Raw genomic sequence first — 25,551 nt, 5'->3', positions numbered from 1 at the left:
ATGCGTTCTCGAGATTTTTTTTCTGGACTTGTTCGAGTAGCGGCCATCGGTTTAGGGACGCTTGGGGCTACAGGATGTTCTATCGCACAACAGGATAGTTTCACGCTGATCACTGAACTGCCACCCGGATTCAGCATTAAAGGCGAAGCATCCTATGTGCCTCGTATGGGAGAGACTTGCACGGTCCCGCCTCGCAACGGGAAAAACCACCCTGGCAAAAAGTTCTTTGAGCAAGAACTTAATAACGAGGCACAGACTGCAAGCTTTAAAGTCCCCCTTATAAGCAATGAAGGAGGCTGCCCTTTAGTACTTAAAAGTTTCGGATATGAGGTTGACGCAAAGTACGGCGCTGCCAGGCTAAATTTAGGTAGGGATTACACGGGGATTTCGTTTCAGGATGGAGTCGCAGACAGCCTAAGTCCTCCGTCACCTATGACACTCAAAAAACAGTGCGAATGGTTGTTCCGTACAGTAGGGCCCAATCGTTACATAGCTAAAATCCTGAAATGTAAATCTGTAGCAACGCCTGAACAAGCAAGCCGCACAGTTGCAACGGGACCTCTGCAACTTGCTCAGCTGGCAGGAAAGACGGTTAAAGTCGTTTTCGCTATTTCAAGCGAAGAGAGCCCGGCCATGGGTGATAACTGGGTGAAATTCCCCGCTGGCTGGAAGCGTTGTATGGGAAAAAGCCTCGAAGACCCTTATGCGTTTTGTAATGGGAACACCACCGACTTCAAAACTTTCAAAATGCCGGATGGACGTGATTGCACTGTCTACCCCAACTGCACCGAATAAGGACAATAGAATGTTTTCTCGAGACTTTTTCACTGGACTTGTTCGAGCAACGGCCATCGGTTTAGGAACGTTTGGGGCTACAGGTTGCTCCGTCGCACAACAGGATAGCGTCACGCTGATCACTGAACTGCCACCCGGATTCAGTATTAAAGGCGAAGCGTCCTATGTGCCTAGAACGGGAGAGACATGTACGGTCCCGCCTCGAAATGGAAGAAATTATCCAGGCTTAAAATTCTTTGAGCAGGAGCTGAGCAACAATGCACAAACAGCACAGTTTGAAGTTCCCCTGACCAGCAAGGAAGGTGGTTGCCCTTTGGTGCTGGCTAGTTTTGGCTATGAGGTAGACGCAAAGTATGGGGCTGCCCGCCTCGATCTAGGAAGGGATTACACAGGTATTGCCTTTCAAGATGGAACCGCAGGCAGTCAAACCTCTCTCTCACCCACATCATTACATAAACAGTGTGAATGGTTATTTCGCACTACTGGGCCTGACCGTTACATCGTTAAAATTTTGAAATGTAAATCGGTGGCCACTCCCGAACAAGCAAACAATTCAGTGGCAAAAGGTCCTTTGCAACGTGCTCAGTTTGCAGGAAAGACAGTAAAAGTCGTATTTTCAATTGCGAATGAAGAACGCCCATATATGGGAGATACCTGGGTTAAATTCCCTGAAGGCTGGAAGCGTTGTATGGGAAAGAGCCTCACAGACCCTTATGCGTTTTGTCGCGGTAACACTACCGACTTCAAGCCCTTTAAAATGCCGGATGGCCGTGATTGCACCGTCTACCCCAACTGTACTGAATAAGGATATTTTTTATGGAGCCAAAGGCACCTTGCAAGCCACTCTTGGGTGAAAAATCACAAGCATGTCCATTGCGTGGCGACTGGATCAGTTTTCAGGTGGTGGATGAGACAGGTGATGGCAAGCCTTATGCGGGGCTTTCCTATATTCTTCAGGATAGCGCGCATCAAAAATATCCTGGGGTACTGGACGCTGACGGGGCAGCCAAGGTTTTCAACCATTATCAAGGACCTGTGGTTTTGACCCTCGATTCCCCCTACACAGGAACTGAGGATTTTTACAGTGCCCTTTCGCAACGAGATAGTTATCCGCTCCCCATCACCGAGTTTCAGGTAAAGGCCGAAAAAACCCGTTTTGTTCGAAAAGACGGTTTACGCGTTGAGAAAAACCCTGCCAAGGAAAAGGCAGATCAGTTTTTTCACGTCGAAGTGAAAGACTTGGTGAAATACACTGCTCATCTGCCACCCTACTCTCCAAGAAAATACCTTCCAAACCAAAGTTTACTTAAAGCCATGGGTGACATTGGTTTCGATCCTCAGGAATCAGAACTCTACGGACTTGGCTTACTGCCTAACAAACATACAGTTCTTGAGGTTCGTCCTCTGCGTGCCTTCCGCCCCATGCTGTCGAAAGACAAAAATTTTAGTGCCTTGAATTTGTATCAACTGTCCTTGTTTGCAAGCTTGAGCTACTGCAACTTTGGTCAAGAGCCGCCCGAAAAGCCAATCGACACTGTCCAGTTTCCTCTCGATCCAAGCGTGGGATATATGTTTGGCGACGGCCTTGCCAGTTTCAGGGAAACCTGGAAAGTCAATGTAAGCCAAACCACTCCTTACTACCCGCTTTATGAAGATGTACCGTACTCGAAGCGCTTCGAGATCCTGCCGTTTGACCCGACGCTGTATGACCAAAACAAATCTGATTTAGGCGAAAAACAAGAACACCCCGCCAAACTGCACTTCTTCGATGATGGCAAAGTCAAGGGCGGTAGTGATACCCAAGCGTTCATCACTCACCATGACGAAGTCGTTCTGATTTCCGTTCGTGGAACGAAAGAACTCGTGGACTTTGTGCGAGACACCGATGCGGAGCAAGTTCCATTTGAAGAAGGTGTAGGTAAAGCACACCAAGGCTTCTACAAGGCCTATAAGGCAATGAGTAAATTTGTTCAGGTATATCTTGATCAATTCTACTCGGGGCAAAAAATCATTATTTGCGGACATAGCCTGGGCGGAGCAATCGCAACATTGCTCGCAGAGGCGTTACGACGCAGTCCAAATGCGTACGACATATTGCTTTACACCTACGGCTCCCCACGAGCCGGCGACGCAGACTTCGTCAACGGCGCTGCAGGGCTGGCCCATCACCGCATGGCCAACAACAACGACCCGATCCCAAGTGTTCCCGCCCCCTGGATGAACACTCGTAAAAGTATCTGGGTGCCCGGCGTAATCATCAGTTTTATCACCGCCCCGTTAGGCGCACTGATTTTTGCTATAGGCCTGTCGCGAACTGGCGGCGCGCCATACGAGCATCAAGGTAATTTGCATCATTTCATGCCCGTCCACTTCAAAGGGCGTGAGCAATCCGCTGTTCTTTGGGACCCAGGTTGCGACTCCATCGAAGAAGCGGCTTGTACCAAAGCAATAAAAAAGTTCGGGGACATGCCTGACCGCGACGCTTTTGTGTTGCAACTGTTCCAGATGAGCGATCACTACATGGTGCCCTCCTACATTCCGTACGCCTGGGCAACATTGCGCCGCTGGCAGCAAACCCAGGAAAGCGGAACCACGGTGGTGACCAAAACAGAGTACGACCAGGTTTACTACCAACTACTAGAGATGCAGGACCGGTTGAAGGCGAAGGAATCCGAACTGAGGTTCGCCTTCCAATCTGACCGTCGGCAATACCAGCAAGAGGCGAATCTGTTGAGAGCGGAAATAGGACGGCTGGATACGTCCCGACAACGGATTCATGCCATGAGCTTCCTTAAACTGGCGCCCGAGGACGTTTACGGCTCCGCCACCCAGGCACCGGAACATAAAATCAACGTAGATCGCTGGATGGCGAAAAAAGAAAACAGTGTCGAGGTCCAGCTCGCGATGATTCCTGATGCACGCAGCAGTGACCTGAGAACAGCGTAGTTTCAGGAAATATTTACTCGGTGCGCCCCGCAAAACAAGCCAGTGTCCACAGGAGACTGGCTTGTTTAGTGCTGCGGTGCCGTCAGAGCGGCGCCTTCCACCCCATCATCTGCTGCTGCGCAACCAGCAGCAAATCGCACCCATCTTGCGTTAGCAGATAAAGCGCATGAGTAATGTGCGGAATATCTTGAACATCACCGTTCTTGAAACACTGGCAATGGAGCGTTTCGAGTAACTGGCTGGCGGCTCGGACCCGCTGTAAAGCGGCTTCGAGAATGTCTTGGGGATCGGCCTCGGTGTCGATGACCATTGGGTTTGTGTCGGTAACATTGCTTTTTATTGAGCGATAGCGATCGGGGAATGGATTTAGCGTTGGCATAGTAATTACTCGAGCATTAATTAGTAATCGCCAGCACCGTGACCAAACGATGGAGGCGGCTGTGTACAGGCTTGGTCAACCGCTAACACTCAAAACGGCTCGCCCGAAAGCGTCCTGCACACAGCCACCATTGCAACGCACTACGAGACGTAGAAGGCCGCAGCGCGAATGATGGCACATATATGTGCAGTGTTAATCAGGTGACCAAACCTGTTCGCTGATTTTGCAGCGAGCTCAAACAGTAAACGCTGGTAGCTTGCCGGCGAAAGACGACAAGGAGTCCGAGCGTGTAGGAACTCGCCGAAGCTCCCTCAGTTTTTTTACCTACATGAAACCTCTGACAGAAATCTCCTCACGACAGGCGGCATTCAGTTGGGTTAACCATCGCTTAACCCCGCGGTCCAAAACTTTACTGGACCGCACGCCCTCAGAGTTCTCTGACGCCCAGTGCGGCAGGTTCGACGCCTAAACGTCGAGCTGACTTTAAGCCTGCATCGGAGATCGTTCATGAACATGCGCACCTTGCTGATCACCACCGCCCTCGCCTGCACCGCGTTTGCCGGTCTGGCTCAGGCCAATGACACTTCATCCTCCCAGGCCGTGCCCTATCACTACGGCATGCCGCTTCACGTAGGTAAGGTCGTTGCGCTGACTGAACCGAATACGCTGGACTGCAAAGTGGTCACAGCTGACATGAAGTACATCGACAGCACCTCGGGCAAGCCTGCGGAAATCTCCTATCGGAAGCTTTCCGACGCTTGCAGTTATCAAAACTGACGGAAAGGTCTGATTCAATACTTTGCGGTATTCCTGTGAGGGGTTCTGGCGCTATGCTCAGCGCCTCCCCCCACTGCCGCAAGGATTCGCCATGCAGTTATCGTTTCGTACCTTGTCGACTTTTACCGCCGCGCTGTGTTTTCTGTTGGCCCTGGTCTGGGGTTTGATGCCGGACAGGTTGCTGTCAATCTGGAGTATCGAATACTCGTTGGCGGTGGGCGTTGTCGCGCGACGCAGTGCAATGCTGTTTGCGGCATTGGGTGTGATGTTTTATCGGGTTCGAAACGAGTCGCCTTCGATCACCCGCAATGCGCTGACCAATGGTTTCATGGTCGGCTGCTGGGGGCTGGCAGCACTGGGCTTCGGCGAATGGCTCAATGGCCATGCCGGTCCGGGCATTTTGCTGGCGGTGGTGGTCGAACTGGCGCTGGGTCTGGCGTTTCTCCAGACCAAGCGCGTGTCGATGGAACTCGAAACCGTGGGTTAAAGCGCTTTTCTGTCTGGATGCAGAGTCTGGGCAACGGTCTGGTGCTGCATGTCTGAGCGCAGTCCAGCAATCAGGTCGTTGATTTCTCGACAACCATTTAGCTGTTTGGCATTTATTCCGGTCACCATGAGATCGAGGTGATTGGTTTGACGATCGGAATACACCTTAACGGTCATCGACAGATCCGGCGACAGCGTGCATTGACAGCGTTGCGGCAGAAAACTGCTTTCAATGATTTTGCGAAGTTCCAAGGCAGAAAGAAACATGGCGACCCTCTCCTTAATGTGAGACTGCCAATCAACGATCGATACTGACGCAATGAAATCCCCGGTCAGCTTAAGACCAGCTACAGCATAAAACATGCCTTGGATTTCGCACTGCAGCTCATCGGTAAATCAACGATTTAGCGAAACTACCCCTAAATGGCCTCATGCAATGTGCAAGAAAGGCCGGTTGTGCTCCTGCAATTTGCATACATCCCTGAGTTTGCATTCGCAGCTGACGGCAGTAAAAATGCCGCCAGACATTCAGTATCCGCTGACCCCACACACGCGCAAGGAGGCATCATGGGTTCTTTGACCTATATCACTACCGTCGGGCTGATTTTTGTTGGACTGTCGACCGCCGCTCACGCCGCGAAACTCGAAGAGGTTGCGCCGTTCCCGAAGCCCGAGAGCGGTTTCACCCGCCAGGTCATTCACCTTGCCCCACAGGCTCAGGAAGGCGGTTTCCGGGTCGAAATCCTCGCCGGCAAAACCCTGAGCGTCGACTGCAATCGCCAACGCCTGGGCGGCATTCTCGAGGAGAAAAACCTCGAAGGCTGGGGCTACCCGTTCTACCGACTGGAAAAAGTCATCGGCCCGATGAGTACGTTGATGGCCTGCCCAGACGGCAAAAGCAAAAAGGACTTTGTGCCGGTGGCCGGTGACGGTTTCATGCTGCGCTACAACAGCAAACTGCCGATCGTGCTCTACGTGCCCAAAGACGTCGAAGTCCGCTACCGGATCTGGTCGGCGTCGAGCAAGGTCGAGAAAGCCGTCCAGGAATAACCGTTCTATCCCGTTACAGGAGCGCCATTTTGATTACCTGCCACGTCAAATATGTGATCGATCCGTATCAACTGAGCGAATTCGAAGCCTACGCCAAGGCCTGGCTCGGCATCGTCGAGCGTTTGGGCGGTACGCACCACGGGTACTTCCTGCCTTCCGAGGGTGCGAGCAATATCGCCTACTGCCTGTTCAGCTTTCCTTCGCTGGCGGACTACGAAAGCTACCGGCATATCGCGATGACTGACGCCGAAAGCGCCGCGCTGGTGGCTTCGCTGGTCGAGAAGAAGTTTATTGTCAGTTACGAGCGGACCTTCCTGCGCCCGCTGCTGGCCTGACACCGCTCACGCCGGGACGCCGCTCAATGCGGCGCGCTCGGCGACATGGCGCAAACTGTCGAAATTGATATTGGCGCCCGAGTCGATGGCCACCAGGGTCTGTCCCCGAGCACCGCTCTGCGCCACGTATTTCTTGATTCCGGCCACGGCCAATGCACCGGAAGGTTCGGTGATCGAGCGGGTATCGTCGTAGATATTCTTGATGGCGGCGCAGAGTTCGTCGTTGCTGACGGTCAGCACCTCATCGACACAAAACCGGCAGACCTCGAAACCATGAGCACCGATCTGGGCGACGGCGACACCGTCGGCGAAAGTGCCTACGTTCGGCAGGACAACTCGCTCGCCGGCCAGTAATGCCGCATGTAAACAGGCGGAATGCTCCGACTCGACACCGATGATGCGGACTTCAGGTCGCAGGTATTTGACGTACGCCGCGATGCCGGCGATCAGGCCGCCACCACCCACCGGGACAAAGATCGCGTCCAGTGGACCTTGATGCTGACGCAGGATTTCCATGGCGACGGTGCCCTGCCCCGCGATCACGTCCGGGTCGTCGAAGGGCGAGACAAAGGTGCGACCGGTTTGCCGCGCCAGGTTCAATGCATATTCCAGCGCAAACGGAAAACTCTCACCGTGCAGCACGGCATCGGCGCCCCGACTGCGTACACCGAGCACCTTCAGTTCCGGCGTCGTGCACGGCATGACGATGGTCGCCGCAATTCCCAGTTCACGGGCTGCTAATGCCACGCCTTGAGCATGATTACCTGCGGAAGCGGTGATTACCCCGCGAGCCTTTTGCTCATCGCTCAGTTGCACCAGTTTGTTATAGGCACCGCGAATCTTGAAGGAAAAGGTCGGCTGCAAGTCTTCGCGCTTGAGCAGAATCTGATTGCCGAGGGCCTCGGACAGCGCTGGCGCCGATTGCAACGGCGTACGCACCGCGAGCTCATACACGGGCGCGGCGAGAATCTTTTTCACGTAATGCTCAAGCAAGGCCTGCTGGGCGGGGATGCTGCTCATGGTCGTCTCCTGTCGTTGATCGGAGCCCAAGAGACAGAAAGTAAAAACCCGCCTCGAGGGCGGGTTGGGTGCTGCAGTCGTGAGCTAGCCCGCCAAATAAGGAATGGCGGTAATAATGCTTGGCTGGCAGCGCAATACAGTGGAAGTCATGTCCGGAAATTAGCCGGACGCTGATGGCAAGTCAATGGCCAATTTTCCGCAGCCTCTGTAGGCTGACGACTCTGCTCATCGTCCCAAGGAAGGAAACCATGAAGTCTGTCGCCCTGCCCCTCATTGCCCTGATCGCGTTCGCCGGCTACACCGTTTCGGTGATGCTTCAGGCCGAACAGTCATTGATCGACTTCGGCATCAGCCTGATGTCGCGCCCCGATACGGCGCAGGTAGTGATTGATCTTTACCTGTTGGCGACGCTCGCGGGCATCTGGATGTACACGGATGCGCGCAAGCGTGGGCAGTCAGGGCTGTCGGTGGTGCCGTATCTTTTACTTACCGCTATTTTCGTCTCCGTCGGGCCGTTGTTGTATCTGGTGGTTCGGGGGTCTCAGGATCAGAAAAAGTCCGGTGAGGCACCTCAAGAGGTCTGATGCAGGAGTTGTGGTGCCGTTGAGATTGCCTTCGCGAGCAGGCTCGCTCCCACCTTAGATCTTTTGTGAACACATAATTTGTGAGTACCAGAGATTAAAGGTGGGAGGTACTTCGCTGGCGCGACTTTACTCGATTGCGATCGCAACCGAAGCGCGCGGCAGCGGCCTGGGCAGGCAATTGCTCCAACGCATCGAGGTCTGCGCCCTTGAGCACGACTGCGCCTACCTGCGGCTGGAAGTACGCATCGACAACCCGACGGCGATTGCAGTGATTCTGTACGCCCGCTCATGAGTTTCACAATCCCTGTAGCAGCTGGCGAAGCCTGCGTCCGGCTGCGAAGCAGTCGCCAATCCTGCCACCTTGGTTTACCTGAATGACCGCGTTGGCTGATTTTACGACTGCTGCGCAGCCGGACGCAGGCTTCGCCAGCTGCTACAGGTGTCGGTTACTTCAGTCCGATCTTGTACAGGACACCATCGTACTCATCGGTCAGCACATACAAGTACCCATCCGGCCCTTGCCGCACATCGCGAATGCGCTTGTTGAGTTCGCCCAGCAATCGCTCTTCGTGAACCACCCTGTCGCCATCGAACTGCAAGCGGATCAACTCCTGGCTCACTAACGCGCCGATAAACACGTTGTGCTGCCAGGCCTTGAAGCGGTCAGCGTCGTAGAACGCCATGCCGCTGAGGCCGGGGGACTTTTCCCAGACGTGGTGCGGGGCGATGGTGCCTTCGGCGGACTTGCCCTTGGCTTCCGGAATCGGCTGGCCGGAATAGTTGATGCCATGGGTTGCCATCGGCCAACCGTAGTTCTTGCCTCGCTCGATGATGTTGATTTCATCGCCACCCTGGGGACCGTGCTCGTTTTCCCAGAGGGTGCCGGTCCAGGGATTGAGCGCCGCGCCTTGCGGATTGCGATGGCCGTAGGACCAGATTTCCGGGCGTACGCCGGCCTGACCGACAAAGGGGTTGTCATCCGGTACCTTGCCGTCCGGGTAGATCCGCACGACCTTGCCTTGCAGCTTGTCGAGGTCTTGGGCGGTCGGCCGGTCATTGTTCTCGCCAAGGGTGATGAACAGATAGCCGTCGCGATCGAACACCAACCTGGAGCCGAAGTGGTTACCGACTGAAAGCTTGGGCTCCTGGCGGAAGATCACTTTGAAATCCTTGAGGGCCGTCAGGTCGTCAGACAAACGTCCGCGACCGACCGCCGTCCCGGCCTTGTCGCCCTCACCGCCCCCTTCGGCATACGACAGATAGACTGTGCGGTCTTGCTTGAAGTCGGGCGACAACACCACATCCAGCAAGCCGCCCTGCCCTTTGGCCCAGACCTTTGGCACGCCACTGAGCGGTGCGGAAAGTTTACCGTCGGCGCTGACGACCCGCAGGTTGCCGGGCCGTTCAGTCACCAGCATCCCTTGGCGGTCGGGAAGAAACGCCAAGGCCCATGGATGTTCGAGCCCCGTGGTAATCGGCGTCACCTCAAGGGTGCCCTGTTCGCTTTTCAAATTCTGGGGCGGCGCCGCGAAAACGGGTGCCGTGGCGGTGATCAGTGCGCTGGCACACAGTGTGGCCAGAAGGGTTTTACGCAACATGCACGATTCCTTTTGTCGTTCGAATGGCTGGCAAGAACACTGTCGTGCCGTTCAACGGTTGCTGGTGTCCGCATCTCGATGAGGTGGATTGGGGATAAATTTCGGTGAGGTGGCGGGAGGCGGCCGGTCCTGAGGATAGCGATTGCCGACGCCACCATTGTCGAGCGTCGGTGGGCGCGGCACGGGCACTGTGTTCGGCCCACGGATGGCCGGCGCGCTGGGTTGCGAGCCTTGCATGCTGTTGGGATTGGCCCGGCGAATCGGGCTGTTGTATGGATTGCTCGCGTTGCCCGTCGGGCTCTGGGCCAACAACAGTGAAGAAGGTGGCGGTGCGGTGTCGGCCTGGGCCAGATTGCTCAGCCAGCCACTCAACACCAACGCGGCGCAGCCGAGCACAAATCTGTTCATGGGGAGCCTCTCGACATCAGCGTGGATAGGGTCTTCGATATCACGCTACGCCCGAGGTTCGGATTTGTTAACTAAAACCTCCTTCACAAGATGTAACACGAGTTGACCCGACCGCCGATACGCCCGCAGGACCGGGCCGCAGCCCGCTGAAACTTTTGCACAGCGGCACAGGTCACCTGAACATCACTCGCGAGAAGACGACCATGGCACGGGCAATCTGGAAAGGTGCGATCAGTTTCGGTCTGGTGCATATCCCTGTGGCACTGGTCTCGGCGACATCTTCGCACGGGGTGGATTTCGACTGGCTCGACAGCCGCAGCATGGACCCGGTGGGCTACAAACGAGTCAACAAGGTCACCGGCAAAGAAGTGACCAAGGAACACATCGTTAAAGGTGTGCAGTACGAAAAGGGTCGGTATGTGGTCCTTAGCGAAGAGGAAATCAAGTCGGCGCACCCGCTGTCCACTCAGACCATCGACATCTTTTCCTTTGTCGACAGCGAACAGATTCCCCTTCAAAACATCGATACGCCCTACTACCTCGCCCCGGATAAACGCGGTGGCAAGGTCTATGCGTTATTACGCGAAACGTTAAGCAAAACCAATAAAGTCGCCCTCGCCCATGTTGTGCTCCATACGCGCCAACACCTCGCCGCGCTGATGCCGCTGGAGTCGGCGATGGTATTGGTGATGCTGCGCTGGCCCGCCGAAGTGCGAAGTCTGGATACGCTGGAGTTGGGCAGCGAAGTCACCAAGCCCGAACTGGCCAAGGGCGAACTCGACATGGCCAAACGTCTGGTTCAAGACATGAGTGCCGACTGGAAACCCGAAGATTACCGCGACAGTTTCGAAGACAAGATCATGGCGCTGGTGGAGAAGAAGGCTAATGAAGGCAAGATCGAGGATGTGGAAACGGCGACTGGCGAAGAGGAACGTAAAACCGCAGATGTTATCGATTTGACCGAGCTGCTTAAACGCAGCCTTGGCGGTAAGAGTGCCAGTAAACCCAAACCGGCGGCTAAACCTGCTGCGCAGAAAAAAGCCACGAAGACTTCTCGTGGCTGATTGAGGGTTGCGCGGTGAATGTTATGGCCCCATCGCGAGCAGGCTCGCTCCCACATTGGAACTGAGAGGTACACAAACCCAGTGTGGGAGCGAGCCTGCTCGCGATGGCGTCATACGCCACAACGCGGAAATCAGATCAGAACGATAATCGCCAACAAACCACCGAAAATCGCCCACTTCTCCAGGTAATAGAGCTTGCGGTTGCGCTTCTTCAGCGCTTTGCCGCGCAGGCGAATCTTGTAGATTTTGGCGAACAAGCGGTTGATACCGCCGGTCTTGTCACCCACATCGTTCGGCGCGCCCGCCGCCGACATCACGTTACGGCTGAACCAGCCATTGAACGCCGCCGCCCAGCGATACTTCATCGGCCGCTCTACGTCGCAGAACAGAATGATGCGGTTCTGCTCGGTGGTGTTTTCGGCGTAATGAATGAAGGTCTCATCGAACATGACCGCTTCACCGTCGCGCCAGTGGTAGTTCTCGCCATCGACATTGATGTAGCAACCGGCATCGTTCGGTGTTTCCAGGCCCAGGTGATAGCGATAGGAACCGGCATACGGATCGCGGTGACGGACCAGTTTCGAACCCGGTGGCAGCTCGGCGAACATCGCGGCCTTGATCGAGCCGATGCTTTGCACCAGTTCGGTGGTTCGCGGGCAGAGTTTCATGGCCGAAGGATGGCTGTCGCCGTACCACTTCAGGTAGAAACGTTTCCAGCCCGTCTTGAAGAACGAGTTGAAACCGACGTCGTCGTATTGATTCGAGCGCTTGATCTCCCCGGCCCTGAGCAGGTTTTGGCCCTCGGCGCGAATGTCTTCCCAGTGGTCCTGCAACGGACTCAGATCAGGAAAGTCGGCCGGGTTCAGATAAGGCTTGTTGGGGATTTTCGAGAACAGATAAAGGAAGCAGTTGATCGGCGCCAGAAACGTCGAGTGGTCGCTCAGTTGGCGGCCCAGCTTGTGGCGCACGCGTCCGCGCAAGTGGACGTACGCAATGGATACAACGTAAATAGCGGCAATGATCAATTTCACAAAAAATCGTCACACGTCAGATATGAACAAACTGCGTCCCTTGCCGGCCAATCGGCCCAAGGGTCTTGTGCAGCGTCTGAATACGAAACAACGGTCCCGATGGCGCGTCCTTGACGCCTATGCCGACGGTCGGCATCAGGTTGATAGATGGCATTTTAGCCACAGTTTGTAACCAATAGTTAACCTTCAGATGTGAAAATCTGTCCGCTGATGCTGCCAAAGCGGCCGTGCGGCCTTAACGCCCTATCGTTTAAAGAGCCAGACCAGTACAATCGCCGCCAAACATTACGCGCCCCCCTTGGTTGATGACGGGAATGAACCTCGTCTCAGCGCACTTCGACTCGGGCCAAGCGCTCCATATGCTGCTGTCCACTTATTGCCAGATGGACCTTCCGCTTCTGACCGGGATGCATTTCCTGTGGTTCGAAAACCGGAAACGGGTACTGAATCGGTACTGCCGCAACCCTAGCTACTCTGAATGCTTCGCAGGAAAAACCTTTGATCTCTACAGCTAACATCACGATGCAGTTCGGCGCCAAGCCGCTATTCGAAAACGTTTCGGTCAAATTCGGCGCGGGCAACCGCTACGGCCTGATCGGCGCCAACGGTTGCGGCAAGTCGACCTTCATGAAAATCCTCGGTGGCGACCTCGAGCCGTCCGGCGGCCAGGTCATGCTCGAGCCGAACGTGCGTCTGGGTAAATTGCGCCAGGACCAGTTCGCCTACGAAGAATTCACCGTCATCGACACCGTGATCATGGGTCACGAAGAGCTGTGGAAGGTCAAGGCCGAGCGCGACCGCATCTACTCGCTGCCGGAAATGACCGAAGAAGACGGCATGGCCGTGGCAGAGCTGGAAACCGAATTCGCCGAAATGGACGGTTACACCGCCGAATCCCGTGCTGGCGAATTGCTGCTGGGCCTGGGTATCGGCATCGAGCAGCACTTCGGCCCGATGAGCGAAGTGTCCCCAGGCTGGAAGCTGCGCGTATTGCTGGCTCAGGCGCTGTTCTCCGATCCTGAAGTGCTGTTGCTCGACGAACCGACCAACCACCTGGACATCAACACCATCCGCTGGCTGGAAAACATTCTGACCCAGCGCTCCAGCCTGATGATCATCATCTCTCACGACCGTCACTTCCTGAACAGCGTGTGCACCCACATGGCTGACCTGGATTACGGCGAGCTGCGCCTGTTCCCGGGCAACTACGACGAGTACATGACCGTGGCGACCCAGTCCCGCGAGCAACTGCTGTCGGACAACGCCAAGAAGAAAGCGCAGATCTCCGAACTGCAATCGTTCGTCAGCCGCTTCTCGGCCAACGCCTCGAAAGCCAAGCAAGCGACCTCCCGCGCCAAGGCGATCGACAAGATCCAGCTGGCCGAGGTCAAGCCTTCGAGCCGCGTGAGCCCGTTCATCCGTTTCGAACAAACCAAGAAGCTGCACCGTCAAGCGGTCATCGTCGAGCGCATGGCCAAAGGCTTCGACGGCAAGACACTGTTCAAGGACTTCAGCTTCCAGGTTGAAGCCGGCGAGCGCGTGGCGATCATCGGCCCGAACGGTATCGGTAAAACCACCCTGCTGCGCACCCTGGTCAATGAACTGACCCCGGATGCCGGCACCGTGAAGTGGACCGACGCCGCAGAACTGGGCTACTACGCCCAGGATCACGCGCACGACTTCGAAGACGACTGCAACCTGTTCGACTGGATGGGCCAATGGACCCAGGGCGGCGAGCAACTGGTTCGCGGTACCCTCGGCCGGATGCTGTTCTCCAACGACGAGATCCTCAAGTCGGTCAAGGTCATCTCCGGTGGTGAGCAAGGTCGCATGCTGTTCGGCAAGCTGATCCTGCAAAAGCCGAACGTGCTGATCATGGACGAACCAACCAACCACTTGGACATGGAATCCATCGAGGCGCTGAACCTGGCGCTGGAGAACTACCCGGGCACGCTGATCTTCGTCAGCCATGACCGTGAGTTCGTATCGTCCCTGGCCACCCGCATCATTGAGTTGAGCGCCAGCGGCGTGATCGACTTCAGCGGCACCTATGACGACTACCTGCGTAGCCAGGGCGTGGTGTTCTAAGCGTCTGCTGCAACTGAAAAAGCCCTGTCCTGGTGACGGGGCTTTTGCATTTCAGGGCCATGGGATGTTTTGGTGCCGAGACCTTCGCGAGCAGGCTCGCTCCCACATGTGAAATGCGTTCCCCTGTGGGAGCGAGCCTGCTCGCGAAGAGTCCCTCAATAACACCGCAAAATTCGAAGCCAATATAGTTAGCCTGCTTCCTTTTATTTCCCATGCAAGCCATGATGCAGTTCTCCTACCGCCGCCCGCGAACGAGCCCTCATGTCTGTGCAGCAACTGCCACCGCAAAGCTCCATGGCGATCACCCTGCAGATCGTCTCCATCGTCTTTTATACCTTTATTGCCTTCCTCTGCATCGGCCTGCCGATTGCGGTGTTGCCGGGCTACGTCCACGAACAGCTGGGTTTCAGCGCGATCATCGCGGGGCTGACCATCGGCTCCCAATACCTGGCCACCCTGCTCAGCCGCCCGATGGCCGGACGCCTGTCGGACAGCATCGGCACCAAGCGGGCGATTGTTTACGGGTTATCGGGGATTGTGTTGAGCGGCGTGCTGACGTTGATTTCAACGCTGCTGCAAAGTTTTCCGTTGCTGAGCCTGTTGATCCTGATCGCTGGCCGCTTGTTGCTGGGGATTGCCCAAGGCTTGATCGGGGTCGGCACCATCAGTTGGTGCATGGGTCAGGTGGGCGTTGAACATACCGCGCGATCGATCTCCTGGAACGGCATCGCCTCGTACGGCGCCATCGCCATTGGTGCGCCGCTGGGGGTGGTGATGGTCGGCGAACTGGGGTTCGCCAGTCTTGGGATCGCGCTATCGGTGCTGGCGCTGGCCGCGTTGTTGCTGATCAGAAACAAACCCTCGGTACCGGTGATCCGCGGCGAGCGCCTGCCGTTCTGGGCGGTGTTCGGGCGCATTGCGCCGTTCGGCGCGAGCCTGAGCCTGGCCTCCATCGGTTACGGCACGTTAACCACTTTTATTACCCTGTATTACGTCAGCCGTGGCTGGGCCGGCGCGGCTTATTGCCTGACGGTGTTCGGCGTGTGTTTCATTCTGGCGCGACTGTTGTTCATCTCCAGCATCAGCCGTTTCGGTGGGTTCACCTCGGCCATTGCCTGTATGAGCATTGAAACGGTGGGCCTTGCATTGCTTTGGCTTGCGCCTTCGACCGGTTATGCGCTGATCGGCGCAGGACTGACCGGATTCGGTCTGTCGCTGGTGTATCCGGCACTGGGGGTCGAAGCGATCAAGCAAGTGCCCAACGCCAGTCGCGGGGCGGGATTGAGTGCTTACGCGGTGTTTTTCGATCTGGCGCTGGCGATTGCCGGGCCGTTGATGGGCGCGGTGGCGTTGAACCTCGGGTACACGTGGATTTTCTTCAGCGCGGCGTTGTTGTCGATAACAGGATTGGGCCTGACCTTACTACTCAAGCGCCGAGCAATGGCTTAGCCGCATGATCCTGTAATTGAATGGACTCGCCCAAGCCGAGGCGTCTGTGCGCCACGGTGGCATTCTTATAGAAGCCAACGACAGCGAGGGCGAGGCCATGAAAAAGCATACGACGATCAACCAGTCTTTGTCAGCCGATGCGGCGGCATGCACCACAGTTGCGGTGGATCTTGCCAAAAGGGTCTTTCAAGTGGCCGGGGAGGATGCCCTCGGTCAGGTGATATTCGAGGATCGAATCAAGTCACGCGAGGCCTTTCAGGTATTTCTTCATAAGCTACCAGTGAGCGTGACGGTGTTGGTGGAAACCGGGCCAGGCGCTCAGGCGTGGGCGCGGTTGCTGCAAACGCAGGGTAATCCAGTGCGCATCCTGCCGGCCCAGTTGGTTGCCAATCATCGCAGCGGCCCGAAAAATGATCGCAACGATGCATTGGCTATCTTGCGCGCAGGCCGCGATTGCAAGATCTCATCTGTACCGCTCAAGAGTGCGGCGGCGCTGGCGATGCAGGCTCTGCACAGGGCCCGGCAGGGATATGTACACGACGTACTGCGGTCGGCAATCAGATGCGCGGTTTACTGCTGGAACACGGTGTGGCCATGGCGCAGGGCGAAATAGCTATCAGCCAGCTCGTGCCTCGGGTACTGGAAGATACCACCCAACCGTTGCCCGATTTGCTGCGCGAACTGATCGCCGAACTGCTGGGCGAATGGAGTCAACTGGGCGAACGCGTCAACGTGCTGACTGGTCGGCTGGAAACAGCCGCGAAGGCGGACGAGACGGCGAAGCGGCTGATGACGGTGCGCGGCGTTGGTCCGATCATCGCCACGGCGTTGTTGGCCAAGCAGACCGAGCCTGAACGCTTCGCCAACGCCCGCTTGTTCGCCGCCTACTTCGGGTTGGTGCCCAGCCAGCACAGCAGCGGCGAGAAGGTCCGGTTGGGCAAGATGAGCAAGCATGGCGATGCTTACTTGCGCAGTCTGACGATCCAGGGTGCCCATGCCGTTTTAAGACAGCTACGACCCGATTCACAGCAGCCGGACGACCAACGTCTCCAGCGTTGGATATCCCGCCTGGGTCGCAAGGAGGCGGCGGTGCGCTTGGCCAACCGCAACCTGCGCATCCTCTGGGTGCTATTGCAAAACGACCAGACTTATCGTCGCCAGCCGGGCACTGGCCAGGAGGCTGCGATGAGTCACTGATAACAGAGTTCTGCCACCGGGGCGTTAAGCCGCTCCAACCCATGCTAAGAACATTGACCCCAGGTCAGACCGTCGCGGATTGATGCCTAAGCTGCTACTGGCCCTTGAGGCCTTACTGTAATCGGCATACCGCGAGCTTACCCAATGTTGGCCAGAAGCCGTTGAAGGCTTCCTCGAACAGGCCTCATACATAGATGCAACCGGGTAGCAGTGTTTAAAAGCGGGTTGAACGTGGGGGCGAGTCCATACATAGCAGCTGGCGAAGCCTGCGTTCGGCTGCGCAGCAGTCGTAAAACCATCCACCGCGGTGTGTCAGAAAAACTGTGGATACCGGTTTACGACTGCTGCGCAGCCGAACGCAGGCTTCGCCAGCTGCTACAAAAGGTTTTGTACCTGTTATTGATCGGCAGTCTGCAACCCGGCCCGGGTCGGTTTGCCAAGCGCGTGAGAGAAAAATCGCCCGGCCTCGGACACCATGGTGCGATGGATGTCTTTGCGGTCTACACCATCGGCATCGGTACACAGTGCCGGCATGGCAATGATCTGCTCTTCGTTGCAAGGCGCCAGGAACACAAAGTGCCCTGCCCCGACCAGCAACTTGAAGTCCGGTGCAATCGGCAGTTTGCGCGCCAGGGCGGCGGCATTCTTGTCGAACGCCACCAGTTTGTCGCCGTCGCCGCTGTAGAGCAGCACCGGTACATGCACGTCGGCCAGGGTATGGCGACCAAACTTCAGGCTCAGCGGCGCCATGAGCAGCAAGGCGCGAACCCGCGGGTCAGCCACCGGTTGCAAGTCATCACGGTCAGCAATCAATTCACCTTGGGTGTTGCACGCATCGCGGTCATCCGGGCGTTCCTGACAATAGCGGCGCAGACGGTCCAGGTCTGGTGTCGCGCCGGACAGAATCAGCGCAGTCTCCCCGCCCGCCGAATAACCGATCACACCGACCTGATCGGCATTGACGAAGGGCGCGAGCATACGATCACCCAGCGTCGCGGTAATGGCTTCGGAAATCTGGATGGGTCGACCGTAAAGGTTACTCAACGTACCGAGGCGGCTGTGGTCTTTGGAGTTGTCACCGGGATGGATGACCGCCACCACCACAAACCCTTTGCGTGCCAGCGACGTGGCGAGGTCGTTTAAGGCCAGCGGGGTTCCGGTGTTGCCGTGGGACAGCATCAGCATCGGGAAACGACCGATGGCGACTCGGGTGTCTTCGCCCGCTTCGACCGTGTAGCCCTCGATGATGCTGGAGTGCTCCTTGTCGCTGGAGGGATAGAAGGCAATGGCGCGCATCGGCTGCAAGTCCAGAGGGTCAAGAAAACTCATCTCATGGAAGCCGACGCTCCAGTGAGGATGCGGCGCAGGCGCGGCGTGCACTGAGTTCAGGCTGCTGAGCAGACAAATCAGTAAAGTTGCACAAAGACGCACCATGGGAGGCTCCACCTGGCTACTGACCGGGGACGTTAACCCTCGACTGCATAACTCGGGCCACTTTTTAATGAAATTCCGAAACAGCCAGAAACAAAAAACTCCGTATCTGGCACTTGCGTGATCAGAATACAGAGTTTTTTGGGTATTGCCCGAGCTGTTTGATTTTCTTTACACAAGCCTTACGCAGCGGCGAACAACTGCTCGCTGATTTGCGTGTGTGCGTCGCTCATGGCTTTGGTGCGGACTTCGTCACCGTAGGCAAGGCCATGGGCACGGACGAACTCGATGTCAGTGATACCGATGAAGCCGAACAGCACCTTCAAGTACTCTTCGTGAGCCACGCCAGTGGCCTGACCGGCATGCAGACCGCCGGAGGTCGATACGATGACGACTTTCTTGCCACCGCACAGGCCTTCAGGGCCGGCTTCGGTGTAACGGAAGGTCTGACCGGCAACGGCGATGCGGTCGATCCAGGCCTTGAGTTGGGTCGGGATGGTGAAGTTGTACATCGGGGCTGCAATCACCACGGCATCGGCGGCGAGGAATTCGGCCAGCGTCGAGGCGCTCAGTTCAGCTTCGTGCTGCTGTGCGGCGTTGCGCAGTTCAGCGGTGGTACCGGCAGCAACCAGGGTCGTGGCGGAGAAATGGCTGATGGCATCGGCGGCCAGGTCGCGGTAGGTCACCACGGCAGTCGGCTCGGTGGTTTGCCAGGCTTTAACGACTTCGCTGCTCAGCTGACGGGAAGCCGAGTTGTCACCAAGAATGCTCGAATCGATATGCAGCAGTTTCATGTGGGATCTCCAGGTGAGGATCGCCACGAGGCGATCTGATGGAGAGAATCCTACAGGCGAAACCAATAGCTGATTAGACTGCAACAATGCGATAGTTCGTCCCACTGATAGAACAATCGAGCTCACACCATGCAAGACCTCAATGATCTCTACTACTTCGCCAAGGTGGTTGAAGCCGGTGGCTTCGCGGCGGCCGGGCGTTTGCTCGGAATTCCCAAGTCGCGGTTGTCGCGGCGCATCGCCGAGCTGGAAGAGCGCCTCGGCGCGCGCCTGCTGCAACGCACCACCCGACAACTGAAGCTGACCGCCGTGGGCGAACGTTACCTGCGGCACTGTCAGGCAATGCTGCTGGAAGCCGAAATGGCCGACGAAGCCGTCGCCAGCATGTCCAGTGAACCTCGCGGGCGCTTGCGGGTGTCCTGCCCCGTCGGGCTGGCCCACGAAATTCTGCCGACAGTGATTAGCGATTTCCTTGAGAAGTTTCCTCAGGTTCAACTGGAGGTCATGTTGCTCAACCGCCGCGTCGACCTGGTGACCGAGGGCGTCGATGTGGCGCTGCGGGTGCGTGAGTTGGGCGATGAGGATCCGCTGCTGGTCACCCGACGTTTGCGCCAGGCGCAGATGGCGATGGTCGCCAGCCCCGCGTTTTTGCACGGACGTGAAATAAACCACCCCGAAGACCTGAAAAACCTGCCCGTGCTCGGCGCCCTGGAAGCTGACCGCCTGGTGCATATCCGCATGCTCGACCAACAGGGCAAAAGCTGCGATCTCACCCTCGAAGCGCGATTGGGCATCGACGACTTTATCGTGCGCAAGGCCTGCACACTCGCCGGCCAGGGTTTTACGATGCTGCCGATGATGTATTGCGAGCAGGAACTGGAAAACGGCTCGCTGGTGCAGTTGCTGCCCGATTGGTCGCTGCCTGGCGGCTGGCTGCAAGCGGTCTACCCTCATCGGCGCGGGGTGATGCCGGCCGTACGCGCCTGGCTCGACCATTTGATCGAATCATTCAATGCCTGTGGGGACCGACTGATATGAAGGCTGGACGTATGAGCGAAGAGGACGTCGCGCAATTCTGTCTCGCGCTGCCGGGTGCGCGGGAAGACTACAAGTGGGGTGGCGTGCGGGTGTTTTCGATTGCGGGGAACAAGATGTTTGCCTTGCAGAATCTGCGAGGCGACTCCCTGGCCTTCAAGGTCGACAAGGATTTGTTTCTCGGCCATTGCGACCGCCCGGGAATCCGCCCGGCGCCGTACCTGGCGCGGGCTCAGTGGATCATCATGGAAACGCCCTATCCGTTGGGCACTGAAGAGCTGCAAGGCTTGTTGCAGTGTTCCCATCAATTGGTGGTGAGCAAGTTGCCCAAGCGCACTCAGATCGGACTCCTGCTTTAGAACCTTCTCTTTTAGGGCAATGCGAACAGATGGGCGCCGAGAAACAGCTGATCGATCCAGAACACTTCATGCATCAGCACGATGACCCAGAACACCAACTGAAACGAGAGCTTGCGCGTCTTGTGCCGAAACAGCTGCTGCGCCAGTAAGGCGCCCGGCCAGCCCCCGGCGAATTCCACCGCATGCAACACGTTCTCTGGTGTGCGCCAATTGTCGGCGCGAGCTTTGCGCTTGTCGCTCCAGTACAGCAAGAACGCCAGCAGGCTGGCGACCCCGTACGCAGCCAAGGGAATCATGGAAACCCCACGCAGCCACAACGACATCGAGCCGTACAGCGGCAGCGCGCACAGGACCGCAAACACCACCAGTTTCAGCTGGGAATTGCGGATCTCTCCACCGGGTTTGTTGCGCGCGCTGGCGTCGTTCATGGCTTGACCGCGGCCCAGTCAACCCAGCCAAACTGCCAGGTGGCCAGGATGACCAGGCCGAATGCAATGCGATACCAGGCGAACGCTGCGTAGCTGTGGCTGGCGATGAACTTGAGCAAGCCCCTGACGGCAATCATTGCAAAGATGAACGCGGTGACGAAGCCGATCGCGAACACCGGAAAATCCGCCGGGACGAACAGGTGGCGGTATTTGTAGCCCGAGTAAACGGCCGCAGCGACCATGGTGGGCATCGCCAGAAAGAACGAGAACTCGGTGGCGGTCTTGCGCGACAGCCCGAACAACAAGCCACCAATGATGGTCGAGCCGGAACGCGAAGTACCGGGAATCATCGCCAGGCACTGGGCGAAGCCGACTTTCAGGGCGTCTTTCCACGTAATCTCATCGACGGTTTCGGCATGCACTTCATGCTGACGCTTTTCGGCCCACAACATGACGATCCCGCCCACAACCAACGCCGCAGCAACGGTAATCGGGTTGAACAGGTACTCGTGGATCAAATCGGAAAAAATCACCCCCAGTACCACGGCCGGCATGAAGGCAATCAACAGGTTTGCGGTAAAGCGGCGAGCGCCGGGCTGTGTTGGCAAACCGGTCACCACATCGATGATCTTGCGGCGGAACTCCCACACCACCGCCAGAATCGCCCCCAGCTGAATAATAATGTTGAAAGCGATGGCCCGCTCGCCACCGAAGTTGAGCAAGTCCGCCACAATGATTTGGTGACCGGTACTGGAAATGGGCAAAAACTCCGTCAGCCCTTCTACTACGCCTAAAATCAATGCCTGCAAGGCCGTCCAAAGATCCATCAATCCCCCAAAGGCAATGCGCAAAAGCATGCCCCGTTAATATTTGTCAGAGCGTTTACTGCGATCAGCGTAGCTGAAGTCCCGCGCGCACAGGATCCAGACGAAACCATAAAAATTCCGTGAAAATTCAACTTGGATTCAGGTTTTTCCGCGCGGGGCCGAAATCCTATCAGACAAGTCTGATTAGCGCTGCCGCGTTATTGGACTTGGGTCGGATATGACCGATCGACAAAGTGTGGTTGGATGCTGGCGATCATTTATTACAAGAAAAAGAAACCGGAGTGACAGCGTTATGAACAGCTTGCGCAGTATGTCGATCAGCCGACGTTTGTGGCTCATCTTGATCGTGGCCGTCCTGATGCTAATGACGTTGGGCGTCTTGATGCTCAAGCAGATTCACGATGACCTGTACCACGCCAAGGCTCAGAAAACCCAGCATGTGGTGCAAACCGCCAGTGGCATTCTGACCTACTACCATGATCTCGAAACCGCCGGCACGCTCACCCGCGATGCCGCGCAGAAGCAGGCACTGAGCGCCGTTCGCGGTCTGCGTTATGACCAGAACGACTACTTCTGGATCAACGACCTGACGCCGGTGATGATCATGCACCCGGCCAACCCGAAACTCGATGGCCAGAACCTCTCGGCAATCCGCGACCCCGACGGTTTTGCCCTGTTTAACGAAATGGTCGCCGTCGCCAAGTCCAAGGGTGCCGGCACGATCGACTATCGCTGGCCGAAACCCGGCGCCAGCGCGCCGGTAGAAAAAACCTCCTACGTCAAACTCTTCGAACCCTGGGGTTGGGTGATCGGCTCGGGCGTGTATATCGATGACATGCAGGCCGAGTTCTATGGCCAGGTCTGGAAAGCCTCGTTCGTGGGGCTGGTGATTGCCCTGATCATGGCGCTGCTGGTCATCCTGATTGCCCGCAGCATCGTGCGTCCGCTGCAGGAAACTGTGAACGCCATGGCCAACATCGCCAGCGGCGAGGGCGACCTGACCCGCAGCCTCGACACCCATGGCCAGGACGAAGTCACGCAACTGGCACGACACTTCAACGCCTTCACCGCCAAGCTGCGACTGGTGATCCGTGAACTGCAAGTGTCCGCCAGTGCCCTGGGCCAGTCTTCCAGCGAGCTGGGCAACGACGCCGCCCAGGCCCAGCAACGCAGTCAGCAACAGTCCCAGCAAATGGAACTGGTGGCAACGGCAATCAATGAAGTGACGTATGGCGTACACGACGTCGCGAAAAACGCCGAGCACGCCGCCAGCGAAATGCGCGATGCCGAGTCTCAGGCGCAGCAAGGCCAGGTCAACATCGATGGCAGCCTGCAACAGATCGACAAGCTGTCGTCCACCATCGATCAAGCGGTGGAAGTGATTCGCACCCTGGCCGCCGAAAGCACGCAGATCGGCAGCGTCCTCGAAGTGATCCGTTCCATCGCCGAGCAAACCAACCTGTTGGCCCTGAACGCGGCCATCGAAGCGGCCCGGGCCGGCGAGCAGGGTCGCGGTTTTGCGGTGGTGGCCGATGAAGTGCGACTGCTGGCCCAGCGTACCCAGAAGTCCACGGCCGAGATCCAGTCGATGATCGAACGTCTGCAAAGCCACTCCGAAGCGGCGGTCAAAGTGATCGGCGACAGCAGCCGTGCATCGCAGTTGACCATCGAGCAGGCCGGCCTGGCCGGTGCAAGCCTGAATGCCATTGGCCAGGCGCTGCGTAACCTCAACGGGCTGAACGCCTCCATCGCCAGCGCGACCTTGCAGCAGGCGCATGTGGTCGAGGACATCAACCAGAACGTCACCCAAGCGGCCGGTTTGTCCCACAGCACGGCGCTGGCGGCCGAACAGTCGAGCGTGGCCAGCGTTCATCTGAAGGAATTGAGTGAGCAGTTGAACGGTCTGCTCAAGCAGTTCCGGGTGTAACCGCCTTTGTAGCAGCTGTCGAGCTCGCGAGGCTGTGGCGAGGGGATTTATCCCCGTTGGGCTGCGAAGCGGCCCCTGTTTTTCCAGCCACACCGCGTCCAATGGATTACGACGGCTTCGCCGCCGAACGGGGATAAATCCCCTCGCCACAGTCTCGCAGGCTCGGCAGCTGCTACGGAGGGCGCACACCGGTTCTACTCGGCATCGTCTGCCGTTACAATCGCCGCCCTCTTCGACTTCCCCCAAGGAACCTCCATGTCCGGGCTTGAACTGTTTGCCGCCGCCCTCGGTGTCATCGCCGTCTGGTTGACGGTCAAACAGAACCCCTGGTGCTGGCCGATCGGCCTGGTCATGGTGCTGCTTTATAGCTGGATCTTTTTTGAGGTGAAGCTCTACTCGGACATGCTGCTGCAGGTGATCTACGCTGCATTGCAGCTTTATGGCTGGTGGCAGTGGACGCGTGCAGGGGACGCGCACCAGGGTCGGCGGGTCAGCCAACTCGACGGTAAATCGGTCGCTTTCAGTCTGGTCATTGGAGCACTCGGCAGTCTGTTGCTGGGCGCTGCGATGGCGAACTGGACCGATGCCGCCCAACCCTGGCTCGATGCAGCACTGACTGGCTTCAGCCTGGTGGCGCAGTGGTGGATGGCACAAAAACGCGTTCAATGCTGGCCGCTGTGGTTCGCCCTGGATGTGATCTTCGTCGGGCTGTTTATCTACAAAGCGCTGTACCTGACCGCCGGGCTCTACGCGCTGTTCGCCCTGATTGCCGTGCAAGGCTGGCGGGAATGGCGGGCCGATCCGGCGTTGCGCACATGAAGGTTCTGGTACTCACAGGCCCCGAATCCAGCGGCAAGAGTTGGCTGGCAGCCGAGTTACAACAGCATTTCGGCGGGGTCCTGGTAGACGAATATGTACGCTGGTTCATCGAACAGAACCCGCGAGACACCTGCCTGGCCGACATTGAGGAAATCGCCCGCGGACAGCTGAAATGGGAGGACGAGGCGCGCGCCCGACAGCCGCAGTTGCTGATTCTCGACACTCACTTGCTGAGCAACATCCTCTGGAGCCAGACCTTGTTTGGCGCTTGCCCGACGTGGATCGAGCAAGCATTGCTGGCACGGCACTACGATCTGCATTTGCTGCTGAGCCCTGAAACCGTGGCCTGGCATGACGACGGGCAGCGCTGCCAACCGCAACTGGCAGAACGCCAGGCGTTTTTCCAGGCCAGCCGCCAATGGCTTGACCTGCATCGCCAGCCTTGCCAGGTTCTGCATGGTGATTGGAAACAGCGCAAGGACGCGGCATTCGAGGCTGTGACGCGCTTGCTCAAGGCCTGACAGGGTTACCCCGCCCTGCCGCAAATGTCCATTCCTGAAACACCCACCCCTGCGCAAACCCTCGAGCTAAAGCGGCCCGAGCACTCCGGCAAGAACATGTTAAGCCACTGATACAACCTGCCTTCAGCGCCCTTAGCGAGCACTGCCGCCAGCATGGACGGCGTTTTTGCGTGGCTCTGTCTCGGTGGCGTTACAAAATTTTT

Annotated in this window: 26 protein-coding genes and 3 pseudogenes; 18 read left to right on the top strand and 11 right to left on the bottom strand. The window is 57.2% G+C overall.

Annotated elements, in window-relative coordinates:
• From ACYZTW_RS15730 to ACYZTW_RS15720, 3 genes are read left to right on the top strand one after another with little or no spacing between them, the layout of a single operon-like run.
• Positions 1–795 carry a hypothetical protein gene (locus ACYZTW_RS15730; protein WP_462005648.1) on the top strand — a complete coding sequence of 265 codons (795 nt, stop codon included), beginning with the start codon at positions 1–3 and terminating at the stop codon, positions 793–795.
• Positions 796–805: 10 nt separating this feature from the next.
• On the top strand, positions 806–1,600 hold the full coding sequence (locus ACYZTW_RS15725; protein WP_462005647.1) for a hypothetical protein: 795 nt from the start codon (positions 806–808) through the stop codon (positions 1,598–1,600).
• Between the two features lie 11 nt (positions 1,601–1,611).
• A complete protein-coding gene (locus tag ACYZTW_RS15720; protein WP_462005646.1) occupies positions 1,612–3,741 on the top strand; it encodes a lipase family protein in 2,130 nt (709 codons plus the stop codon).
• Between the two features lie 82 nt (positions 3,742–3,823).
• Here ACYZTW_RS15720 and ACYZTW_RS15715 read toward each other — a convergent pair whose 3' ends face one another.
• On the bottom strand, positions 3,824–4,120 hold the full coding sequence (locus ACYZTW_RS15715; protein WP_462005645.1) for a hypothetical protein: 297 nt from the start codon (positions 4,118–4,120) through the stop codon (positions 3,824–3,826).
• Positions 4,121–4,627: 507 nt separating this feature from the next.
• Here ACYZTW_RS15715 and ACYZTW_RS15710 point away from each other — a divergent pair.
• Complete coding sequence (locus tag ACYZTW_RS15710) at positions 4,628–4,897, top strand: DUF2790 domain-containing protein (RefSeq protein ID WP_140678705.1); 270 nt, start codon at positions 4,628–4,630, stop codon at positions 4,895–4,897.
• A 91-nt stretch (positions 4,898–4,988) separates the two neighbouring features.
• Positions 4,989–5,384, top strand: coding sequence for a hypothetical protein (locus tag ACYZTW_RS15705; RefSeq protein ID WP_462005644.1), 396 nt, complete (start codon positions 4,989–4,991; stop codon positions 5,382–5,384).
• On the opposite strand, the gene ACYZTW_RS15700 is transcribed toward ACYZTW_RS15705, so the two are convergent.
• Positions 5,381–5,650: a DUF1652 domain-containing protein gene (locus ACYZTW_RS15700; RefSeq protein WP_462005643.1), complete on the bottom strand. Its 270-nt coding sequence runs from the start codon at positions 5,648–5,650 to the stop codon at positions 5,381–5,383. The genes ACYZTW_RS15705 and ACYZTW_RS15700 overlap by 4 nt on opposite strands.
• Before the next feature lie 300 nt (positions 5,651–5,950).
• On the opposite strand from ACYZTW_RS15700, the gene eco reads away from it, so the two are divergent.
• Together eco and ACYZTW_RS15690 are read left to right on the top strand one after the other, a co-directional pair.
• Positions 5,951–6,433: a serine protease inhibitor ecotin gene (eco, locus tag ACYZTW_RS15695; RefSeq protein ID WP_462005642.1), complete on the top strand. Its 483-nt coding sequence runs from the start codon at positions 5,951–5,953 to the stop codon at positions 6,431–6,433.
• 29 nt (positions 6,434–6,462) lie between these two features.
• Positions 6,463–6,768 (top strand): NIPSNAP family protein, encoded by a 306-nt coding sequence (locus ACYZTW_RS15690; protein ID WP_074876451.1) that lies wholly within the window; start codon positions 6,463–6,465, stop codon positions 6,766–6,768.
• A 24-nt stretch (positions 6,769–6,792) separates the two neighbouring features.
• Here the strand turns inward: ACYZTW_RS15690 and ilvA are convergent.
• Positions 6,793–7,788 (bottom strand): annotated as a pseudogene (gene ilvA, locus ACYZTW_RS15685) (threonine ammonia-lyase, biosynthetic); the annotation flags it as partial.
• A gap of 248 nt (positions 7,789–8,036) precedes the next feature.
• Here ilvA and ACYZTW_RS15680 point away from each other — a divergent pair.
• A complete protein-coding gene (locus ACYZTW_RS15680) occupies positions 8,037–8,372 on the top strand; it encodes a DUF2834 domain-containing protein (RefSeq protein WP_462005641.1) in 336 nt (111 codons plus the stop codon).
• A gap of 106 nt (positions 8,373–8,478) precedes the next feature.
• Positions 8,479–8,661, top strand: a pseudogene (locus tag ACYZTW_RS15675) (GNAT family N-acetyltransferase); the annotation flags it as partial.
• Between the two features lie 157 nt (positions 8,662–8,818).
• On the opposite strand, the gene ACYZTW_RS15670 reads toward ACYZTW_RS15675, so the two are convergent.
• Together ACYZTW_RS15670 and ACYZTW_RS15665 are read right to left on the bottom strand one after the other, a co-directional pair.
• Positions 8,819–9,970: a PQQ-dependent sugar dehydrogenase gene (locus ACYZTW_RS15670; RefSeq protein WP_462005640.1), complete on the bottom strand. Its 1,152-nt coding sequence runs from the start codon at positions 9,968–9,970 to the stop codon at positions 8,819–8,821.
• Between the two features lie 51 nt (positions 9,971–10,021).
• Positions 10,022–10,378, bottom strand: a complete 357-nt coding sequence (locus tag ACYZTW_RS15665; RefSeq protein WP_462005639.1) for a hypothetical protein — start codon at positions 10,376–10,378, stop codon at positions 10,022–10,024.
• A gap of 203 nt (positions 10,379–10,581) precedes the next feature.
• Here ACYZTW_RS15665 and ku point away from each other — a divergent pair, with 203 nt between their 5' ends.
• Positions 10,582–11,442 (top strand): non-homologous end joining protein Ku, encoded by an 861-nt coding sequence (ku, locus tag ACYZTW_RS15660; RefSeq protein WP_462005638.1) that lies wholly within the window; start codon positions 10,582–10,584, stop codon positions 11,440–11,442.
• A gap of 131 nt (positions 11,443–11,573) precedes the next feature.
• Here ku and lpxO read toward each other — a convergent pair whose 3' ends face one another.
• A complete protein-coding gene (gene lpxO, locus ACYZTW_RS15655; protein WP_415764118.1) occupies positions 11,574–12,473 on the bottom strand; it encodes a lipid A hydroxylase LpxO in 900 nt (299 codons plus the stop codon).
• 16 nt (positions 12,474–12,489) lie between these two features.
• A complete protein-coding gene (locus ACYZTW_RS15650) occupies positions 12,490–12,627 on the bottom strand; it encodes a hypothetical protein (RefSeq protein WP_462005637.1) in 138 nt (45 codons plus the stop codon).
• A gap of 344 nt (positions 12,628–12,971) precedes the next feature.
• Between ACYZTW_RS15650 and ACYZTW_RS15645 the strand changes: the two genes are divergently transcribed.
• The 3 genes and pseudogenes from ACYZTW_RS15645 to ACYZTW_RS15635 all read left to right on the top strand — a co-directional run bounded on the left by ACYZTW_RS15645 (position 12,972) and on the right by ACYZTW_RS15635 (position 17,207).
• A complete protein-coding gene (locus ACYZTW_RS15645) occupies positions 12,972–14,561 on the top strand; it encodes an ABC-F family ATPase (protein WP_462005636.1) in 1,590 nt (529 codons plus the stop codon).
• A gap of 261 nt (positions 14,562–14,822) precedes the next feature.
• Positions 14,823–16,010, top strand: a complete 1,188-nt coding sequence (locus ACYZTW_RS15640) for an MFS transporter (RefSeq protein WP_462005635.1) — start codon at positions 14,823–14,825, stop codon at positions 16,008–16,010.
• A gap of 97 nt (positions 16,011–16,107) precedes the next feature.
• Positions 16,108–17,207, top strand: a pseudogene (locus tag ACYZTW_RS15635) (IS110 family RNA-guided transposase).
• Positions 17,208–17,603: 396 nt separating this feature from the next.
• Here ACYZTW_RS15635 and ACYZTW_RS15630 read toward each other — a convergent pair.
• The gene (locus ACYZTW_RS15630) at positions 17,604–18,641 is read right to left on the bottom strand and encodes an alpha/beta hydrolase family protein (RefSeq protein WP_462005634.1); all 1,038 of its coding nucleotides are present in this window, start codon (positions 18,639–18,641) and stop codon (positions 17,604–17,606) included.
• 179 nt (positions 18,642–18,820) lie between these two features.
• On the bottom strand, positions 18,821–19,432 hold the full coding sequence (locus ACYZTW_RS15625; RefSeq protein ID WP_462005633.1) for an FMN-dependent NADH-azoreductase: 612 nt from the start codon (positions 19,430–19,432) through the stop codon (positions 18,821–18,823).
• A gap of 129 nt (positions 19,433–19,561) precedes the next feature.
• On the opposite strand from ACYZTW_RS15625, the gene ACYZTW_RS15620 reads away from it, so the two are divergent.
• Together ACYZTW_RS15620 and ACYZTW_RS15615 are read left to right on the top strand one after the other, a co-directional pair.
• Positions 19,562–20,470 carry a LysR substrate-binding domain-containing protein gene (locus ACYZTW_RS15620; protein ID WP_462005632.1) on the top strand — a complete coding sequence of 303 codons (909 nt, stop codon included), beginning with the start codon at positions 19,562–19,564 and terminating at the stop codon, positions 20,468–20,470.
• Positions 20,467–20,826, top strand: coding sequence for an MmcQ/YjbR family DNA-binding protein (locus ACYZTW_RS15615; RefSeq protein ID WP_462005631.1), 360 nt, complete (start codon positions 20,467–20,469; stop codon positions 20,824–20,826). The genes ACYZTW_RS15620 and ACYZTW_RS15615 overlap by 4 nt, the downstream gene beginning before the upstream one ends.
• 11 nt (positions 20,827–20,837) lie before the next feature.
• Here ACYZTW_RS15615 and ACYZTW_RS15610 read toward each other — a convergent pair whose 3' ends face one another.
• Together ACYZTW_RS15610 and ACYZTW_RS15605 are read right to left on the bottom strand one after the other, a co-directional pair.
• Entirely contained in the window at positions 20,838–21,254 is a 417-nt protein-coding gene (locus ACYZTW_RS15610) for a DUF1294 domain-containing protein (protein ID WP_462005630.1), read from the bottom strand.
• Entirely contained in the window at positions 21,251–22,081 is an 831-nt protein-coding gene (locus tag ACYZTW_RS15605; protein WP_462005629.1) for an undecaprenyl-diphosphate phosphatase, read from the bottom strand. The genes ACYZTW_RS15610 and ACYZTW_RS15605 overlap by 4 nt, the downstream gene beginning before the upstream one ends.
• Before the next feature lie 292 nt (positions 22,082–22,373).
• Here ACYZTW_RS15605 and ACYZTW_RS15600 point away from each other — a divergent pair, with 292 nt between their 5' ends.
• The 3 genes from ACYZTW_RS15600 (at position 22,374) to ACYZTW_RS15590 (ending at position 25,348) form a co-directional block, all read left to right on the top strand.
• Entirely contained in the window at positions 22,374–24,008 is a 1,635-nt protein-coding gene (locus ACYZTW_RS15600) for a methyl-accepting chemotaxis protein (RefSeq protein WP_462005628.1), read from the top strand.
• 255 nt (positions 24,009–24,263) lie between these two features.
• The gene (pnuC, locus tag ACYZTW_RS15595) at positions 24,264–24,827 is read left to right on the top strand and encodes a nicotinamide riboside transporter PnuC (RefSeq protein ID WP_462005627.1); all 564 of its coding nucleotides are present in this window, start codon (positions 24,264–24,266) and stop codon (positions 24,825–24,827) included.
• Positions 24,824–25,348: an AAA family ATPase gene (locus ACYZTW_RS15590; protein WP_462005626.1), complete on the top strand. Its 525-nt coding sequence runs from the start codon at positions 24,824–24,826 to the stop codon at positions 25,346–25,348. Before pnuC ends, ACYZTW_RS15590 begins: the two co-directional genes overlap by 4 nt.
• Positions 25,349–25,551 lie beyond the last annotated feature (203 nt).

The sequence above is a fragment of the Pseudomonas sp. LB3P25 genome, from assembly GCF_054897985.1.
The sequence above is the reverse complement of the archived record's forward strand: the minus strand, read 5'-3'. Positions and strand labels throughout refer to the sequence as shown.